This is a genomic window from Salinicola peritrichatus, assembly GCF_003206715.1.
In the GTDB taxonomy this organism is placed as follows: domain Bacteria; phylum Pseudomonadota; class Gammaproteobacteria; order Pseudomonadales; family Halomonadaceae; genus Salinicola; species Salinicola peritrichatus.
Genome location: NZ_PZJU01000042.1, coordinates 1 through 17071, shown reverse-complemented (window position 1 = coordinate 17071; position 17071 = coordinate 1). Strand labels below are relative to the sequence as shown.

Below are 17071 nucleotides of genomic sequence, written 5' to 3'. Positions count from 1 at the left end.
GTTAGCGTTTGCCTCCCGTGGCTACAGAGCTAAGGCCATCGGCGCCTTCTCCAGCACGACGGCGACGAGGGCGAGTGAACAGCGCCAACGACTCAAGATGCGCGGTATGCACGAACATATCGGCAACCGCCAGCCGTTCCAGCCTGAACCCGCCTGCCAATAGATGACCGGCATCGCGCGCCAGCGAGGCGGGGTCGCAGGATACGTAAAGCACCCGACCGCTGGAACTCGCCGCCAGACGCCGGCACAACGCATCGGCGCCACCGCGGGGCGGGTCCAGCAACACCGTATCGTGCTCGGCAAATAGCGCGTCGATGGCTTCGCCCGGTGCGCTGAGATCCGCCTGCAATGCGGTCACGTCATGGCATTCGTTACGTCGGGCATTGTCCCGCAGACGTTCGACCATCGCATTGCTACCTTCGACAGCGGTCACGCTGGCGACGTCCGCCGCCAGCGCCAGCGAGAAGTTGCCAATGCCCGCAAACAGATCGAGCAGACGCTCGCTGCCACCCAGCGCGAGCCAGTCGCGCACGGTATCGATCAGGCGCTGGTTGATCTCGGCATTGGCCTGCAGGAAATCGCCGGGCGCCAGTCCCAGCGTCACCGCGCCGGCGCTACCGGCAACCTGCGTCGTCAGCCGTGGAACATCGCTCAACCAATCGAGCGTGATCGTCTCACGACCGCGCAGCAATGCCAGGGCCACGTTCTCCCGCGCAGCGAATTCACGCCAGCGCGCGGCGTCCTCGGGCACGTCGCGAAGCTGACGCACCACCACGACCGGCCGTTCGCCATCGGTCGCCAGCAGTTCCAGATGGCCAACATGGCGCGGCACCGCCAACGTTTCGAGCTGAACGCGTAGTGCGGGCAGCAGCGCGGAGAGTCGCGGCACGAGGACATGGCAGCGAGCGATGTCGACCAACTGCTCGCTGCCGCGCGCGCGAAAACCGAGATGCACCCTGCCTTCTCCGTCGCATTTGACGCCGAGGCGCGCACGTCGACGGTAACCGCCTTCATCGCCGGCGAGCAGCGAGGGCGCATGAGGCACCTCGATCGACTGGCGTCGCAGCAGCTCGACCAGCACCCGGCGCTTGTGCTCGCGCTGGGCCTCGACGGCGAGATGCTGCAGATCGCAGCCGCCACAGCGTTCGGCATATTCGCAGGGCGGAACGACGCGCTCGGGCGCATCCGTGAGACGTTCCCGCACGTGGGCTTCGTCGAAGCGGCGGCGCTGACGGTGAATCGCGATCTCGACCTGCTCGCCCGGCAGCGCACCGTCGATGAACAGTGTCTTGCCGTGGGCATCACGGGCGATGCCGCGACCGTCATGGGCGAGCCGCTCCACCGTCACGGCGCCGCCGATCGGGCCAAAGGCCGCCGCCGGCCTGGACGACAATTTCTCCCGCTTGTTCGCTCCTTTAGCGAGCGGCACGCGTCGTTTGCCCAGTCCCGTTGTGGTGAGTCTCGCCATGTCAGGCGTCCGGCGCGTAGAGGCCGGTGGAGAGATAGCGATCGCCGCGGTCGCAGACGATGAACACGATCACCGCGTTGTCGACCTGCTCGGCGACCCGCAACGCGCCGGCCAACGCCCCGCCCGACGATACCCCGGCCAGAATGCCTTCCTCACGGGCCAGGCGACGCATGTGCTCCTCGGCTTCCTGCTGGCCGATGTCGAGCACGCTGTCGACGCGCTCGGGCTCGAAGATCTGCGGCAGATAGGCTTGCGGCCAGCGGCGGATGCCGGCAATGCTGGCACCGTCCGCCGGTTGCAGACCGACGACCTGGATCGACGGATTGCGCTCCTTGAGATAGCGCGACGTGCCCATGATCGTGCCGGTAGTCCCCATGGCACTGACGAAATGGGTGATCCGTCCGGCGGTCTGTTCCCACAGTTCGGGGCCGGTGGTGCGGTAGTGCGCCAACGGGTTATCGGGGTTGGCGAACTGATCGAGCGGTTTGCCCTCGCCGCGGGCGATCATCTCCTCGGCCAGATCCCGCGCGCCTTCCATGCCGGCTTCCTTGCTGACGCCGATCAGCTTCGCGCCGTAAGCCGCCATCGCCTGCTTGCGCTCGCTCGAGGCGTTGTCGGGCATGATCAGGATCATCTTGTAGCCCATGACCGCTGCGGCCATCGCCAACGCGATACCGGTATTGCCGGATGTCGCCTCGATCAGCGTATCCCCGGGTGAGATGTCGCCGCGGGCCTCGGCTTCGCGCAGCATCGATAGCGCCGGGCGATCCTTGACCGAACCGGCCGGGTTATTGCCTTCCAGCTTGGCCAGAATGGTGTTGTCGCGCCCGGCGGTGATACGGGCGAGTCTGACCAGAGGCGTGTTGCCGACAGTTTGCGCAAGCGTGGGAAATGCCATGGCGAGTATGTCCTAAAGCCGATACGAGCCCGACCGCGCCGAACTGGACCGTGATGGTAAGCCCGGTGAGGGTCGGCAGTGAATGAAGACAGTATATCGAAGCCGGCTGGGGGCATGACAGCTCGACGCCAAGCTTAGGCCATGTACGAAAACTGTCTGCGCTCGGCCATACGGCGTTAAAAATCGACTCAAGATACTCATTTACTGCATGTAAACTCCGTTCTTTCGCCGATTTTTGCCTTGTCTGGCCTTCGCTCGCCGACTTTTCGTACACGCCCTAGCGAGTTTTGACCGGTGATGAAGAGCTGACCGTGTTTACATTAAACCAACATAAAGCGGATATGATGAAACAAACCATATAAATCCTGGCCGCGTGGCCGATAGATCAGGTACGAACGTACGGAGTTTTTCGCTTTCGATGGCTTCACGCTGGCTGACATCGTTGTCGCTGTTGTTCGCGACGCTACTCTTTGCCTCTGCCGGCTGGCATTTCTGGGAAATGCACCGAGCCGACGAGCGCGTGACGTTACAGCGAATCGGCACCATCAGCCGGGAGTTGGCACCTTCATTGGCCGACGCCATCCAACACGACGATGCAGCGCGCATCCATGAGTTGCTGGCGCGACTGGTCAGCGACCCTCGAATCCGTAATGCCACGCTGCGCACCCCGGATGGCGACGAACGGGACTTCGGCGACCTTCCACCCAACGCTTCGTCGGCAGCTGCCGTGGATCTCGACGAAATCCGGCAACGGGGCGACGACCTGCGTTGGTTCTTGCCGCTTCCGCTATTCGCTTCAACCGGTCCAGCACAGCAATGGTGGCTGGATCTCCGTCTCGAACCGGGCGCTTCGTCCACGGAACGCTGGCACTTTCATGGCTCCTGGCTGCTGATGCTGGCAGCCGTCATCCTGCTGCTGATCGCCACTCTCGCAATGGCGCGGCGCCGTAATATCGAATCTGCACTTCCCGACACCGGCGACGGTGGGAAGCCGACCGGCGGCGCGGGGCCGGCCAGCGACGATCTGGCGTACGTGAGTCACGAGCTTCGCGCGCCACTCTCGGGAATGCTCGGGTTTTGCCGCCTGCTGGAAAACACCTCGCTCGATAGGCAGCAGCGTGCGTGGCTTCGGCACATCCAGCTGGCATCGAACGGGCTGCTGGACACGGTGGATCACGTACTCGGGGACGACCGGCGCCGTCAGGCGGAGAATGTTTTCGATATCGCCGATCTGCTGTGGGAGATCAACAGCCTTCAGGCACCGTTGGCCCAAGCGAAGGGCATCGTGCTGCTGGGCATCGTCCATGACGAGGTGCCACCGCACCTCGTCGGTTCCCCGATCGCCGTTCGGCAATTGTTGACCAACCTGATCAACAACGCGATCAAATACGCAGGCCGGGGAGATGCCATCACCCACGTCGTCCTCGACCACCGAGATGGCGATCGCGTCCGGTTGCGCATCAGTGTCGAAAGCAGCGACAACGGCGACGAAAAGCACCGCCGGCGCCTGCGTCGAGCGCTCGCGGGCAGCACGCCGGTCACGGACGCCAGCAAAGGCACGGGTTTGGCGATCTGTCGCCGGTTGACCACGGACCTGAACGGCTCGATAGGCCTGGAGCCGCGTTCGGCGGACCGCAATACCGTGGTTGTCCGCATCGAGCTGGGTACCCGCGAACCCTTCGTGCGCCCGGCCGAGTCCGATCTCGAACAAGCCAACAGCGCATCAGCGACGCCGCATCATGCGCGCATTCTGGTCGTCGACGACGACGAGCTCAGTCAACACTATCTGGATGCGCTGATGCCGATCGTCGGCGCCAGGCCACTGATCGTCGGCAGTGTCGAAAAGGCACTCGGCGTGGCCGCGAGCCATGAAATCGATCTGGTGCTGATGGATCTACACCTTGGCGAGGCTTGCGGTGTCGAAGCGAGCAAGCGTCTGCGGGCGCTGGGCGGCGAGTGGAGAGACAAGCCGATCATCGCCATGACGGCAGATGCCGGGGCCCACACTCGTTGGACGACCTACGCGCGGCCCTTCCACGACCTGATCGTCAAACCTCTCGATGAAAGGCGGCTCCGCCAGCTTCTGTCGCGCTATCTGCCGCTGGCGTCGACTCATCGCATGACTGCTGCCGTGGCATCCGCTGTCCTCGGCACACGGACCGCCGGCCTCGCCGATGCCAACGCGGCAACACGCCCCGTGGTGGATCGCGAGCTGGCGCTGCATCTCAGCGGCGGCCGGGAAACCCTGGCCGACGAAATGCTGGCGCGCCTGATCGGAGAGTTACCCGGCCAGCGCCGCCAGCTGGCCCGGGCATGGCGACGACGGGATAGCGCCGCGTTCAGCGAGGCCGTGCACAAACTGGGCGGCGCCTGCCGCTATTGCGGCGTGCCGGCGCTCTCCGCGGCTTGCGAAGCGCTTGAAACCCGACTGCGCAGCGACGGACTGATGGCTTGTGAAACCGAGTGGCAGACACTGCTGACGGCCTGTGACCGGCTGCTTTCGTGGGCCGATGAGCGCAAGATCGTCGACGCGGCCTGCCACGATCATGCGAGCGATCAGTGAGCGTGCGCGTGGTCGTGATCGCCCTCGAATGATTCGATCTGCGCGACCAATCCGGCATCCTGGCCGGCAATCATCAAGCGCTTCATTTCGGCTACCGCTTCCTTGAGCCCCACGAACAGCGCCCGCGCAATGATGCCATGGCCGATATTGAGCTCATGGATACCGGGAATGGCCGCGATCGCCTCGACGTTGTGATAATGCAGGCCATGGCCGGCGTTGACGATCAGCCCCAGCTCCCCCGCGAATTCCGCCGCCGCCGCCAGTCGCTCGTACTCCACTTGCACGGCACTGCCGCTGGCCTCGGCGTAGGCTCCGGTATGCAGCTCGACCACCGGCGCGCCGACGGCGTGCGCCGCCTCGATCTGGGCCGGCTCCGGGTCGATGAACAGCGACACCCGACAACCCGCGGCCGTCAATCGACGACAGGCCTCGGCGATCGCCTCGCGCCCCGCCACCACGTCCAGCCCGCCTTCGGTGGTCAGCTCCTCGCGCTTCTCCGGCACCAGGCAGACATCGGACGGCCGCAACCGCTCGGCGAAGGCGATCATCTCTTCGGTGACCGCCATTTCGAGATTCATGCGGGTATTGAGCACCGCCGCGATCAGTTCGACGTCGCGCTCCTGGATGTGCCGGCGATCCTCACGCAGGTGCAGCGTGATACCGTCGGCTCCCGCCTCCTCGGCCAGCAACGCCGCCTGCACGGGATCGGGATAGCGGGTGCCGCGCGCCTGGCGCAGTGTCGCGACATGGTCGATGTTGACGCCGAGTTGGATGCGGGTGGCGATCATGGTGTGGGAATCCTTGGCATGACGGGTTGTTGGTTTTCGGAAGTCGACAGACACGGCGGCTCAGAGGGTGTTTACAAAACAGGCGAACGAAGGCAAGACAAGGCGAAATCGTCTGAACAAGCGCAGTTTACAGGGTGTAAATGAGCATTGTGAGGACGATTTCAACGCTGTATTGCCGATGCAGCCCTTTTGTAAACACTCTCTCAGGTCGTGCTGCGCCGGCGCCGTTCGCTAAGTCGCTGCATCAGTTCCCGCGAGCGCAGCGGCTGCTGGCCGATCAGCGGCGCAAGTGCGGCGCGCGCCAGGCCCTTGCTCAGCCCCGCGAGCCCCGGAGCCTCCCAGTCGCCGCGCGCCAGCAGTTTCAGGCTGCGTCCATCCCAGCCGGGCTGCCGGGAAGCGACCGGTCGAAATCGACGGATGTCGGGGGCATAGACGTAACGGCCCGCCGGATCGAGCGGCCTGTCGTCCTGATCGAGAAAGACCGGCTCGGCATCCAGCGCTTCCAGCAGCGTCATTTCGAGACGCCGCAGCGTGGGCGCGCGCTCGGCGGGGCGGGTGAGACGATCGAGCGCCCAGGCGTAGATCGCGAAGACTTCGCCCACCGGCAAGCCGACGGGCAGCGCCCGGGTCAGCAGCTCATTGGCATAGAGCCCGCACAACAGCCCCTCCCCCGCCAGCAGCACGGCGCTCTGGGTCGTCTCCATCATGCGCAGGCGCTTGAGATCGCCCTCACCGATCCAGGTCAGGTGCAGCGGCGTGAACGGCTGCAGCTTGGCGCGCGATTTGCTGCCGGCCCGCTGCACCCCCTGCGCCACGGCGCGGACATGTCCATGCTCGAGCGTGATCACGTCGACCAGCGCACTGGTTTCGCGGTAGGGGCGCTTGTGCAGCAGATAGGCCGGCTGGGGTTGCATGGACGCCTACTCGAGATCGTAGCCCAGGCTCTTCAGTGCCCGGTCGTCGTCCGACCAGCCGCGCTTGACCTTGACCCACAGGTTGAGCATGACCTTGCTGTCGAAGGCACGTTCCATCTCCTGACGCGCCTCGATGCCGATCTTCTTGATCCGTTCGCCCTTGTCGCCGATCAGGATCTTTTTCTGCCCCTGGCGCTCGACCAGCATCAGGGCGCTGATGTGGATCACCTTGTCCTCTTCGCGGAACTCTTCGATCTCGACGGTCATCTGGTACGGCAGTTCGTCGCCGAGCTGACGCATGACTTTCTCGCGCACCAGTTCGGCCGCCAGGAAGCGCTGGCTCTTGTCGGTGACCTGATCGTCGGGGAAGTAATGCACGCCCTCGGGCAGGCGTTTGGCGACCTCCGCTTCCAGCTCCGGCACGTTGGTGCCGTGCTTGGCCGAAATCGGCACGATCGCCGCGAACTCACGCCGCGCGGAGAGCGACTCCAGCCACGGCAGCAGCGTGGATTTGTCCTCGAGCCAGTCGACCTTGTTGACCGCCAGAATGACCGGCGCCTCGACGTGGGTGAGCTTGTCGAGCACGACCTGATCCTCGTCGGTCCAGCGCGTGCGGTCGACCAGGAACACGACGCAATCGACGTCGCGCAGCGCCTGCGACGCGGCCTGGTTCATGAAACGGTTGATCGCCTTGTTGCGATCGCCGGTCTGCAGATGCATGCCGGGCGTGTCGACGTAGATGAACTGCGCCTCGTCGACGGTCTTGATCCCCATGATCTGATGCCGCGTCGTCTGCGGACGGCGCGAGGTGATGGAAATCTTCTGTCCGAGGATACGGTTCATCAGCGTCGATTTGCCGACGTTGGGACGCCCGACGATGGCGACGAAGCCACAAGTCTGTGTCATCCGCGCTTGCTCTTGGTAGGTTCGAGTTTGGCCAGCGCCAGTTCGGCGGCCTGCTGTTCGGCGAGACGCCGGCTGGTGCCCTCGCCCAGCGTCGGCGTCTCGCCCAGCATGGCGACGTGGCATTCGACGCTGAAAGTCTGGGCATGCGCTTCGCCTTCCACCGAGATCACCTCGTAACGCGGCAGCGCCTGTTGACGCGACTGAAGAAATTCCTGCAGTCGCGTCTTGGGGTCCTTCTGCGTATTGTGCAGATCGATCGACTCCAGCCGGGTGCCGAACCAGGCCAGCACACGACTACGGGCGACATCCATGCCGGCATCGAGATAAATCGCGCCGATCACCGCTTCCAGCGCATCGGCGAGGATCGAATCACGCCGGTGGCCGCCGCTCTTCATTTCACCGGACCCCAGGCGCAGGCAGCCACCGAGTTCGAACTCGCGCGCCACCACGGCCAGTGTCTGCCCCTTCACCAGACCGGCGCGCAAACGTGACAGTTGCCCTTCCCGGGCCGCGGGAAAGCGCTTGAACAACGCCTCGCCGATGACGAAGTTGACGATCGAGTCGCCCAGGAACTCGAGTCGCTCATTGTTGGCACCGCCGACGCTGCGGTGAGTTAAAGCCAGCTCCAACAGCGCCGGATCGTGAAATTCGTGGCCGATACGCCGACTGAAGCCTTGTAGAGGATCACTCACGTCATTCCCATTTTTCATTGGTCTTGTTTGCAAAGCGGGCGCGGGTCAGTCCGTCGCCCGCTGAGCGAATCCGTTGGCACGCTAGCGTATACCCATGACCGATCAAGACCATGGGTAGCGCTACCGCGTTTATCGTTAATTCAGAATTTACGCATTCTCGAATTCAGTCTATCTGGCGTACCGTACTGAAGCTAGGCAAGCCGCCATCCCAGTGCATCCACACCGCAAACGCCTTGCCGACGATGTTCGCCTCCGGCACGAAACCCCAATAGCGACTGTCGTTGGAGTGGTCGCGGTTGTCGCCCATCATGAAATATTCGTGATCGGGCACCACGATCTCGCGCATCTGCGGTCCCGGCATCTGCGGGTTGTTGAAGATGCTGTGCTCGACGTCGCCGAGCTGCTCCTGGTAGCGCTCTTCTCCGGGGGCCTCGGCCGGTTCGGGGTCGATCAGTGACTTCGGCACCGGCTCACCGTTGACGTAGAGCTGCTTGTTCTCGTAGCGGATATGATCGCCCGGCAGACCGATGACGCGCTTGATGAAGTTGACGGAAGGGTCCTGCGGAAAGCGGAACACCATGACGTCACCACGCTGCGGTTCGCCGACATCGGCGATCTCGGTGTTGATCACCGGCAGGCGCAACCCATAGGCGAACTTGTTGACCAGGATGAAATCGCCGACTTCCAGCGTCGGCCGCATCGAACCGGAAGGGATCTGGAACGGCTCGACCACGAAACTGCGCAGCACCAGAACGACCAGCAGGACCGGAAAGAAGGAACGGGCATAATCGACCGGCCAGGGGTCCTTGTAGGTGACCGATTTGTCATCACCCTTCTCTGCGGCGGCGGCCCGCTGGCGTTGGCGGCGAGCGCGGCGCCAGAACAGGCTGTCGAGTAACCAGACGAGCCCTGTGATGGCAACCGCCAACACCAGTAACAACGAAAAATCCATGAGACGTTTTCCTACTCGTTCACTTTGAGGACGGCGAGGAACGCATCCTGGGGAATTTCCACACGCCCCACTTGCTTCATGCGTTTCTTGCCGGCTTTCTGCTTCTCCAGCAGTTTCTTCTTGCGCGTGACATCGCCGCCGTAGCACTTCGCCGTGACGTTCTTGCGCAGCGCCTTGACCGTCGAGCGCGCCACGACATGGCCGCCGATCGCCGCCTGCACCGCGACGTCGAACATCTGCCGCGGAATCAGTTCCTTCATCTTGTCGACCAGGATTCGGCCACGTGAGTGGGCGTGGTCGCGATGGATGATCAGCGCCAGGGCATCGACACGGTCGCCGTTGATCAGGATATCCAGGCGTACCAGCTTGGCCGCTTCGAAGCGCTCGAAGCTGTAGTCCAGCGAGGCGTAGCCCTTGGAGATCGACTTGAGCCGATCGAAGAAGTCCATCACCACTTCCGCCATCGGCAGTTCATAGACCAGCTGCATCTGGTTGCCGAGCACCTGCATGTCCAGTTGCACGCCGCGCCGATTGACGCATTCGGAAATCACGTTGCCGACGAACTCCTGCGGTACCAGGATATTGGCACGCACGATCGGTTCGCGCATCTCGGCGACGCTGGCCAGATCCGGCAGCTTCGACGGGTTGGAGATGTATTGCACCTCGCCATCGTCCATCACCAGTTCGTAGATGACCGTCGGTGCCGTGGTCAGCAGGTCGAGATCGTATTCCCGCTCCAGGCGCTCCTGGATGATCTCCATGTGCAGCGTGCCGAGGAAGCCGACACGGAAGCCGAAGCCGAGAGCATCGGAATTTTCGGGCACGTAGTCGAGCGAGGCATCGTTGAGCGCCAGCTTTTCGAGCGCGTCGCGGAAATCCTCGTAATCGTCGGAACTCACCGGGAACATGCCGGCGTAAACCTGCGGCTTGACCTTCTGGAAGCCAGGCAGGCGCGGCACGTCCTTGGTCCTGGTATGGGTGATGGTATCGCCGACCGGCGCCCCGTGGATGTCCTTGATCCCGGCGATGACGAAGCCCACCTCGCCGGCACGCAGGATACCGGTGGAATTCTGCTTGGGCGTGAAGTAACCGATATCGGTCACCTCCCAGTCGCCGCCGGTCGACTTCATGCGGATCTTGTCGCCCTTCTTCAGCGTGCCGTCGAAGATGCGCACCAGCGATACGACCCCTTGGTAATTGTCGAACCAGGAGTCGATGATCAGTGCCTGAAGGTCGCCGTCGCGGTCTCCCTTGGGCGGCGGAATGTCGCGTACCAGTCGCTCGAGCAGCTCGTCGATATTGAGCCCGCTCTTGGCCGAAACGCGTACCGCGTCCTGGGCCTCGAGCCCGATGATCTCCTCGATCTCGTGGGCGACCCGATCGGGATCGGCCTGCGGCAGGTCCATCTTGTTGAGTACCGGCAGGACCTCGAGATTCTGCTCGATGGCGGTATAGCAGTTGGCCACCGATTGCGCCTCGACGCCTTGGGCGGCATCGACCACCAGCAAGGCGCCCTCGCAGGCGTAGAGCGAGCGCGATACCTCGTAGGAGAAGTCGACGTGTCCGGGCGTGTCGATGAAATTGAGCTGATAGGTGTTGCCATCCCGGGCCAGGTAGTCGAGCGTCACCGACTGCGCCTTGATGGTGATACCGCGCTCGCGCTCCAGATCCATCGAGTCGAGTACCTGCTCCTTGAGCTCTCGGTCGCTCAACCCGCCGCACACCTGAATGATGCGATCCGCCAAGGTGGACTTGCCGTGATCAATGTGGGCAATGATCGAGAAGTTCCGAATGTACTTGAGCTTTTCGTTACTTGCGGCGTCTGCCATTGAGTCCTTACCGGTCATTTGTACGCGCTGACGGACACAGTGCGTGGTTTGCGGTCGCGCGGTTGATTACGAAATGGCGGCATTGTACCGACATGGCGGTACCAAGGACAGCGACACGCCGAAACCACACAGCCCCGCCTGAACGGGCGGGGCTGCGGGTTCCGCGTACGTTGCGTCGCGGGGCGTTCAGTCCTGGGCCTTCAATCGCAGCGCCACGAACAACGAGTTGCCGTCACGCACGATGCGCACCGGTACGGCCCGATCCTCGTCGACCTGCTTGACCGCTTCGATCAACTGGTCGGCGTTGTCGACCGGCTTCTGATCGAAGCTGACGATCACGTCCCCCGGCTGAATGCCGGCAGCCGCCGCGGCACCGCGCGGATCGACACGACGTACGAGCACGCCGCTGTCGATGTCGAGTTGCTGCTTCTGCTGATCGTTGAGATCGCTGATGGCGATACCCAGCTTGGCCTGATCGTCGGTCGCCTTGCCGGTTGACGACGAGCCATCCGCGGTCATCTCCTCCGGCCAGTCGCCGACGGTGACATCGATGTTGCGCTGGTCGCCATCACGCATGACCTTGAGCTTGACGTCGTCGCCGGGGGATACCCGACCGATCAGTCGGGGCAAGGTGGTGGAGTCGTCGATGGCCTCGCCATTGACGCTCAGGATCACGTCGCCCGCCTTCAGGCCGGCTTTCTTGGCCGGGCTGTCGTCGGTGACATCGGAGACCAGGGCGCCGCGCGTGTCGTCGAGCCCGAAGGACTCGGCCAGATCCTTGGAGACCGGCTGGATCACGACGCCGAGCCAGCCACGGCTGACATGGCCTTCGGTGCGCAACTGGTCGGCGACGTCCATCGCGACACTGATCGGGATGGCGAAGGAGAGCCCCATGAAACCGCCGCTACGGGTATAGATCTGCGAGTTGATACCCACCACTTCGCCGTCCAGGTTGAACAGCGGACCGCCGGAGTTACCGGGGTTGATCGCGACGTCGGTCTGGATGAACGGTACGTAGGTGTCGCTAGGCAGCGTGCGATTGATGGCGCTGACGATGCCCGCCGTCACGGAGTGGTCGAAGCCGAACGGCGAGCCAATGGCCGCCACCCACTCGCCGACCTGCAAGTCATCCGAGTCGCCGATTTTCAATGTCGGCAAATCATCGGCATCGACCTTGAGCAGCGCCACATCGGTGCGCGCATCGGAACCCACCAGTTTCGCGGGCAGTTCCCGCCGATCGTTGAGGCGCACCATGATCTCGTCGGCATCCTTGACCACGTGCGCATTGGTCAGAATGTAACCGTCCTTGCGGATGACGAATCCGGAGCCCAGCGACTTGCGTTCCTCGTTGCCGCCGGGCATGCCGGGCATCGGCGGCATCTGGTCACCGAAGAACCGCCGAAAGATCTCGGGGATGTCCTGTTGAGCGTAAGGACCGCTCGCGGCACTGATCGTGCTGGTCGTCGAGATGTTGACCACGCCGGGGGCGGCCTGCTTGACCAGTTCGGTGAAGTCCGGCAGTTCGCGCGCCTGAGCCGTCTGGACTGACAGCAAGGCCACGGCCATCAGCAGCCAGGGAGCGAACCATCTTGTCATGCGTTCCATTAAGCACTCCTAACATCGTGAAGACTCGAAGCGAGCCGTACGTTGATGAACATGATGACGAACGCAAGGGATAACACCTACCGACTGAACCTTGCGCCATCGGAATGGCGGACATCCGCCGACGGGATGTCGCTGCCACTCCCATTGATGCGAAAAAACGTGAAGAGTTCAATGAGATGTAAAGATTCTTTGCATTGAGTGGCCGGCAAGTCGGTAGGAATTCAGGAGCCAGTGTCGGCGGAGGAAGGATCATCCCTGGACGCACCCTCACCCGTATTGGCCGTGGCGGCACCGGCGTTTCCGGTGCCGCTCCAGCTCACCTGAACGGCGATCCGCGCCAGGACTTCCGCAGGCGCCTCGCCCAGCACTAGAATCTGCATCGGGCGCCCGTCGTGCACGACGTGACACGGCAGCGAAGGAAATACCGAGCCGATGCACGCCGGCCTTGAGCGGTGGGCGCGAACCGGTAATCGGCTCCACGAACAGGCTGATGCTGGTCAAGCCATCACTGTAGAGACGATGTTCGGTACGCGCCATCTCTCCGGGACTGCGCGCGGGAACCGGTTGCGCGATGAATCCGGCGGGCAGCCATTGGGCATCCCAAGGCGACGTTGTCGGATTGCGCTCGGGTCCCAGGCTCAAGACTCCCTGATAGAGCTCAGGGTTCTGAAGTTCGGTGATCTGGAAGGTCTCGATGACCTGGCCATTGATATCGATCATCTCCTGCTTGAGCGGGAGTGCGGTTTCCCGATCGAGCCACAGCCGATAGCCATAGCGCAGGGAGTCCTGCGGCTCGATATCGAGCCGCCAGGCCGCTCGCCCGGCGATACGCTCGAGTTCAACGGGTTGCAGGCGGTAGTACCGGGCCACGTGGCGGGCCAACTGGGCCGGCGACATGCCGGTGGAGAAGTCGAGCACGCCGCTGCCAGCCGCCCTTTTGTTCACCCCGCCGCGCTTTTCGATCGCCACCGGCGGACCATCGAGGAATCTCGCGGCCTCGGTTTCGATGCCCTGGTCGATCGAGTGGGTAAGCGCCAGTGTGCGAACGCCGTCGAAGCTGATACGCACGGCTCTTGCGCTGAAGCGATAGCAATGCCCCGCCCACAGGCTCCGCTCGAAGAGTGCCTCCGGTGTCGCGTCGTCCTTGTCGACTTCCGCCATTCGAGCGCAATCGAACGTTTCTTCAGCGGCCGGAGATGACGAGGGTGAGTCTTGCGCTACCGCGGCACCGACCGAGACCGCCATCAACAGCGCAACGCTCCCTACGCGGTGCAGCGACATCAGCGCGTTTCCGTGGCTCCGATGCTGTTCAACTGGCTGGCATACGTACCCGGCGCGCGCAGCAGCGGCATCCAACTATCGCCAGTGCTGTAGGCCGCGCCCAGCGAGTGACGTTCGAGATAGGACTGCAACGTTTCCGCCTGCTCTCTATCGATGCTTGGCTGCTCGGAACCGGAGGAAAGAAACATCGGCGACATGACGTTCTCGCCAATCGTCATCAGGCCGCTGCCGGCGCCGTTGGCCGAGAAATACGGCAGCCCGTCGGAGGCAGGCGCCTGCATAGAGGCGGGCATGACACCATTGCCGCCGGACGAGGTCTCGGACGCAAACGATGGCTGAGTACCGCTCGAGGGCGGCAGCACGGTACCACTGGCGACGTCAGGGGAGCTCTCGGTATCACCGGCGAATCGACCGTTGTAGACCTGGGCGCCGGCGATCACCATCAGCGATACCGCCGCGGCCACCGCAGCACCGCCCATGAAGGAGAACGAGTGACGTTTCGTCGATTCGTGCCCCGGCGCCGAGAGCGGCTGGGGTTCATCGGCCAGCGCTGCCATCACGTCCCCGGAGATGTCGATGTTGACGACCGCGTCCCGCTCGCGTTGCATCATGCTGCGAGCCAAATGGTAGCGTCGCCACGTGTCCGACTCTTCCGATGCGCTTCCCAGGCTCTTGAGAACCCGGCGTAGATCGAATTCGTCGGCTTCGTTGTCCATCAGCGCGGAAAACGACTCACGTACCTGCTTCATAGTCACACCCTCACACTCGGCCTTGCGGCTTGCCACGTGTTGAATGAAGGCGACACGTCGCCATTCAACGACATCAGTGTTCTGCTTGCTCCTGTATGACGATGGAAATCGCCAACAGTTCATTTTCGATTCATCTTTATCGTCAAAAAGTGCCGTGCGATTTCAAGATTCGTTCGCGGCATCCTGCGCACTTCGCTCCAGCAACGGATGGATATGTTTGTCGACCGCTTCCCGAGCGCGGAAGATGCGTGAACGCACCGTGCCGACGGGGCACTCCATGATGGTGGCAATGTCCTCATAGGAGAGACCGTCGAATTCCCGCAGCGTGATGGCGGTACGCAAGTCGTCCGGCAGGTTCTCGATCGCCTCGAACACCGCCGCTTCCAGTTGGTCACGGGCAATGGCCGCTTCCGGTGACTCGATATCCGACAGCCGCCCGCTCTGATCGACGACTTCGGCGTCGCTGATGTCCAGGTCGCTGCCCGGCGGCCGCCGCCCTCGCGACACCAGATAATTCTTCGCCGTGTTGATGGCGATGCGGTACATCCAGGTGTAGAACGCGCTCTCGGCGCGAAAACTGCCCAGGGCGCGATACGCTTTGATGAAGGCTTCCTGGGCTACGTCCTGAACTTCGGCGTGGTCCTGGACGTAACGGCCGATCAGGCCGAGGATCTTGTGCTGATACTTCTTGACCAGTAGATCGAAGGCTCGGGTATCCCCCTTCTGGGCGCGCTCGACGAGTTGTTGATCGGTCTCTCTGGCACCCATTCAACTCCTCCCCATGTTCATGGGCGCAGCACATCGCAAAAGGACACAGCGGTGACGATAATGGTGATTGGGTAACGATACGCTCATGATTCAACCTGGAGCCTTGGGACTCACGATTCGGTGACAGGCGTGCAACTTATAACAGAAACGGTGGATAAGCACGCGGCGAAACCGATCCAGTGTTCCTGTTTTGCGGCCAACCATCAAGTCGCGCGATAGTGGCATGGAATAGCGGCATGCAATCTTCAGAAGTGACCGAAAAAGGATACTAACAAGCGTCACGAGCACGAGCGCAGTCGCTTGTCAGCACTCTCGAAGTTGATTTTTGTACCGTGCAGCCGCCATAGTACGCGCTCCACGCGCATTCAGTAGAAGAACCAACGGGCCCAGCATGTCGGAACAGCAGGTCAACAATCTCAACGTCCTGTCTCAGGACGTCCTGATCACCCCCGAAGTGCTCAAGCAGCACATTCCGCTCAGCGAAGCGGCACAGCGGACAGTCATCGAAGGCCGCCAGACCATCCAGCGCATTCTCGATCGCGAGGATCCGCGCCTGCTGGTCGTGGTCGGCCCCTGCTCGATTCACGATCCCGATGCCGCCCGCGACTACGCCAGGCGTCTGCGTCGGCTTGCCGATGCCGTCAGCGACAGCCTCTATATCGTCATGCGCGTCTATTTCGAAAAGCCGCGAACCACGGTGGGCTGGAAAGGGCTGATCAACGACCCCCATCTCAACGACTCCTTCGATATCGAAGAAGGTCTGCACATCGCCCGGCATCTGCTCGTCGACCTGGCCGAGATCGGCCTGCCGCTGGCCACCGAGGCGCTCGATCCGATCTCGCCACAGTATCTGCAGGACTGCATCAGCTGGTCGGCGATCGGGGCGCGCACGACCGAGTCGCAAACGCACCGCGAAATGGCCTCGGGCCTATCCGGTCCCGTGGGCTTCAAGAACGGTACCGACGGCAGTCTCGATGTCGCCGTCAATGCGTTGCAGTCGGTCGCCAGCCCGCACAATTTCCTGGGTATCGATCAGGCCGGCCAGGTCGCGGTCATCCGCACCCGGGGCAACGCCTACGGCCACGTGGTACTGCGCGGCGGCAACGGCAAGCCCAACTACGACAGCGTCAGCGTGACCCTGGCCGAGCAGGAACTGCACAAGGCCGGATTGAAAGCCAATCTGATGGTGGATTGCTCACATGCCAACTCCAACAAGGACCCGGCACTGCAACCGCTGGTGATGGAGAACGTGACCCACCAGATTCTCGACGGCAACCGCTCGATCATCGGCTTGATGATCGAATCCAACATCGGCTGGGGCAGCCAGAAGATTCCCGAGGATCGCAGTCAACTCGAGTATGGCGTCTCGATCACCGACGCCTGCATCGACTGGCCGACCACCGAACGCACGCTGACCCAGATGGCCGAGACGCTGGCGCAGCCGCTCAAACGCCGCCAGACGGCCGACGACTGAGCGCCACTGTCCATCCTCAACGACAACGCCCGATGCCACTGGTATCGGGCGCTTTCGTTTACTGTCCAGGATTTTCTATTGCGACACCCCGGGAATACTGAGTAAATCGGCGAGCAGGATGAAGTGGGCGGCACTCCGTCGCAAGGCGCACGGAGCGCAGCATATGGGTTTATATGTGAGGATT

The 17071-nt window shown here is 62.8% G+C and carries 14 protein-coding genes; 2 read left to right on the top strand and 12 right to left on the bottom strand.

The annotated features are described in order from the left end of the window. Position 1 precedes the first annotated feature (1 nt). Both rlmD and cysM read right to left on the bottom strand, forming a co-directional pair. Positions 2-1468, bottom strand: a complete 1467-nt coding sequence (rlmD, locus tag DOM57_RS15175) for a 23S rRNA (uracil(1939)-C(5))-methyltransferase RlmD (protein WP_110650034.1) — start codon at positions 1466-1468, stop codon at positions 2-4. 1 nt (position 1469) lies between these two features. Next, complete coding sequence (cysM, locus tag DOM57_RS15170; protein ID WP_110650033.1) at positions 1470-2366, bottom strand: cysteine synthase CysM; 897 nt, start codon at positions 2364-2366, stop codon at positions 1470-1472. A 418-nt stretch (positions 2367-2784) separates the two neighbouring features. Here cysM and DOM57_RS15160 point away from each other — a divergent pair, with 418 nt between their 5' ends. Beyond that, positions 2785-4929: an Hpt domain-containing protein gene (locus DOM57_RS15160; RefSeq protein ID WP_110650031.1), complete on the top strand. Its 2145-nt coding sequence runs from the start codon at positions 2785-2787 to the stop codon at positions 4927-4929. Here the strand turns inward: DOM57_RS15160 and pdxJ are convergent. The 10 genes from pdxJ to rpoE form a co-directional block, all read right to left on the bottom strand. After that, the gene (pdxJ, locus tag DOM57_RS15155; RefSeq protein ID WP_110650030.1) at positions 4923-5717 is read right to left on the bottom strand and encodes a pyridoxine 5'-phosphate synthase; all 795 of its coding nucleotides are present in this window, start codon (positions 5715-5717) and stop codon (positions 4923-4925) included. The two genes, DOM57_RS15160 and pdxJ, sit on opposite strands and share 7 nt — an antisense overlap. Positions 5718-5920: 203 nt before the next feature. Further along, on the bottom strand, positions 5921-6631 hold the full coding sequence (gene recO / locus DOM57_RS15150; protein WP_110650029.1) for a DNA repair protein RecO: 711 nt from the start codon (positions 6629-6631) through the stop codon (positions 5921-5923). Positions 6632-6637: 6 nt separating this feature from the next. Then, positions 6638-7537 (bottom strand): GTPase Era, encoded by a 900-nt coding sequence (era, locus tag DOM57_RS15145; protein ID WP_110650028.1) that lies wholly within the window; start codon positions 7535-7537, stop codon positions 6638-6640. Next, positions 7534-8247, bottom strand: a complete 714-nt coding sequence (rnc, locus tag DOM57_RS15140; RefSeq protein WP_420820236.1) for a ribonuclease III — start codon at positions 8245-8247, stop codon at positions 7534-7536. The genes era and rnc overlap by 4 nt, the downstream gene beginning before the upstream one ends. Positions 8248-8392: 145 nt before the next feature. After that, a complete protein-coding gene (gene lepB, locus DOM57_RS15135; RefSeq protein ID WP_110650026.1) occupies positions 8393-9181 on the bottom strand; it encodes a signal peptidase I in 789 nt (262 codons plus the stop codon). A gap of 11 nt (positions 9182-9192) precedes the next feature. Further along, positions 9193-11010 (bottom strand): translation elongation factor 4, encoded by a 1818-nt coding sequence (gene lepA, locus DOM57_RS15130; protein ID WP_110650025.1) that lies wholly within the window; start codon positions 11008-11010, stop codon positions 9193-9195. Between the two features lie 186 nt (positions 11011-11196). Beyond that, on the bottom strand, positions 11197-12615 hold the full coding sequence (locus DOM57_RS15125; protein ID WP_110650024.1) for a DegQ family serine endoprotease: 1419 nt from the start codon (positions 12613-12615) through the stop codon (positions 11197-11199). A gap of 267 nt (positions 12616-12882) precedes the next feature. Then, a complete protein-coding gene (locus DOM57_RS15120) occupies positions 12883-13896 on the bottom strand; it encodes a MucB/RseB C-terminal domain-containing protein (protein WP_110650023.1) in 1014 nt (337 codons plus the stop codon). Beyond that, a complete protein-coding gene (locus DOM57_RS15115) occupies positions 13896-14645 on the bottom strand; it encodes a sigma-E factor negative regulatory protein (RefSeq protein WP_110650022.1) in 750 nt (249 codons plus the stop codon). Before DOM57_RS15115 ends, DOM57_RS15120 begins: the two co-directional genes overlap by 1 nt. A gap of 162 nt (positions 14646-14807) precedes the next feature. Next, positions 14808-15413, bottom strand: coding sequence for an RNA polymerase sigma factor RpoE (rpoE, locus tag DOM57_RS15110; protein WP_110650021.1), 606 nt, complete (start codon positions 15411-15413; stop codon positions 14808-14810). Between the two features lie 391 nt (positions 15414-15804). Between rpoE and DOM57_RS15105 the strand changes: the two genes are divergently transcribed. Beyond that, positions 15805-16887: a 3-deoxy-7-phosphoheptulonate synthase gene (locus tag DOM57_RS15105; RefSeq protein ID WP_110650020.1), complete on the top strand. Its 1083-nt coding sequence runs from the start codon at positions 15805-15807 to the stop codon at positions 16885-16887. The last annotated feature ends 184 nt before the right edge of the window (positions 16888-17071 follow it).

Bases quoted from the DNA above. Each gene is read 5' to 3' on its own strand.
- DOM57_RS15115 (WP_110650022.1), bottom strand. From the start codon at position 14,645: ATGAAGCAGGTACGTGAGTCGTTTTCCGCGCTGATGGACAACGAAGCC.
- cysM (WP_110650033.1), bottom strand. From the start codon at position 2,366: ATGGCATTTCCCACGCTTGCGCAAACTGTCGGCAACACGCCTCTGGTC.
- recO (WP_110650029.1), bottom strand. From the start codon at position 6,631: ATGCAACCCCAGCCGGCCTATCTGCTGCACAAGCGCCCCTACCGCGAA.
- DOM57_RS15120 (WP_110650023.1), bottom strand. From the start codon at position 13,896: ATGTCGCTGCACCGCGTAGGGAGCGTTGCGCTGTTGATGGCGGTCTCG.
- rpoE (WP_110650021.1), bottom strand. From the start codon at position 15,413: ATGGGTGCCAGAGAGACCGATCAACAACTCGTCGAGCGCGCCCAGAAG.
- rlmD (WP_110650034.1), bottom strand. From the start codon at position 1,468: ATGGCGAGACTCACCACAACGGGACTGGGCAAACGACGCGTGCCGCTC.
- lepB (WP_110650026.1), bottom strand. From the start codon at position 9,181: ATGGATTTTTCGTTGTTACTGGTGTTGGCGGTTGCCATCACAGGGCTC.
- DOM57_RS15160 (WP_110650031.1), top strand. From the start codon at position 2,785: ATGGCTTCACGCTGGCTGACATCGTTGTCGCTGTTGTTCGCGACGCTA.
- lepA (WP_110650025.1), bottom strand. From the start codon at position 11,010: ATGGCAGACGCCGCAAGTAACGAAAAGCTCAAGTACATTCGGAACTTC.
- DOM57_RS15125 (WP_110650024.1), bottom strand. From the start codon at position 12,615: ATGGAACGCATGACAAGATGGTTCGCTCCCTGGCTGCTGATGGCCGTG.
- era (WP_110650028.1), bottom strand. From the start codon at position 7,537: ATGACACAGACTTGTGGCTTCGTCGCCATCGTCGGGCGTCCCAACGTC.
- rnc (WP_420820236.1), bottom strand. From the start codon at position 8,247: ATGAAAAATGGGAATGACGTGAGTGATCCTCTACAAGGCTTCAGTCGG.
- pdxJ (WP_110650030.1), bottom strand. From the start codon at position 5,717: ATGATCGCCACCCGCATCCAACTCGGCGTCAACATCGACCATGTCGCG.
- DOM57_RS15105 (WP_110650020.1), top strand. From the start codon at position 15,805: ATGTCGGAACAGCAGGTCAACAATCTCAACGTCCTGTCTCAGGACGTC.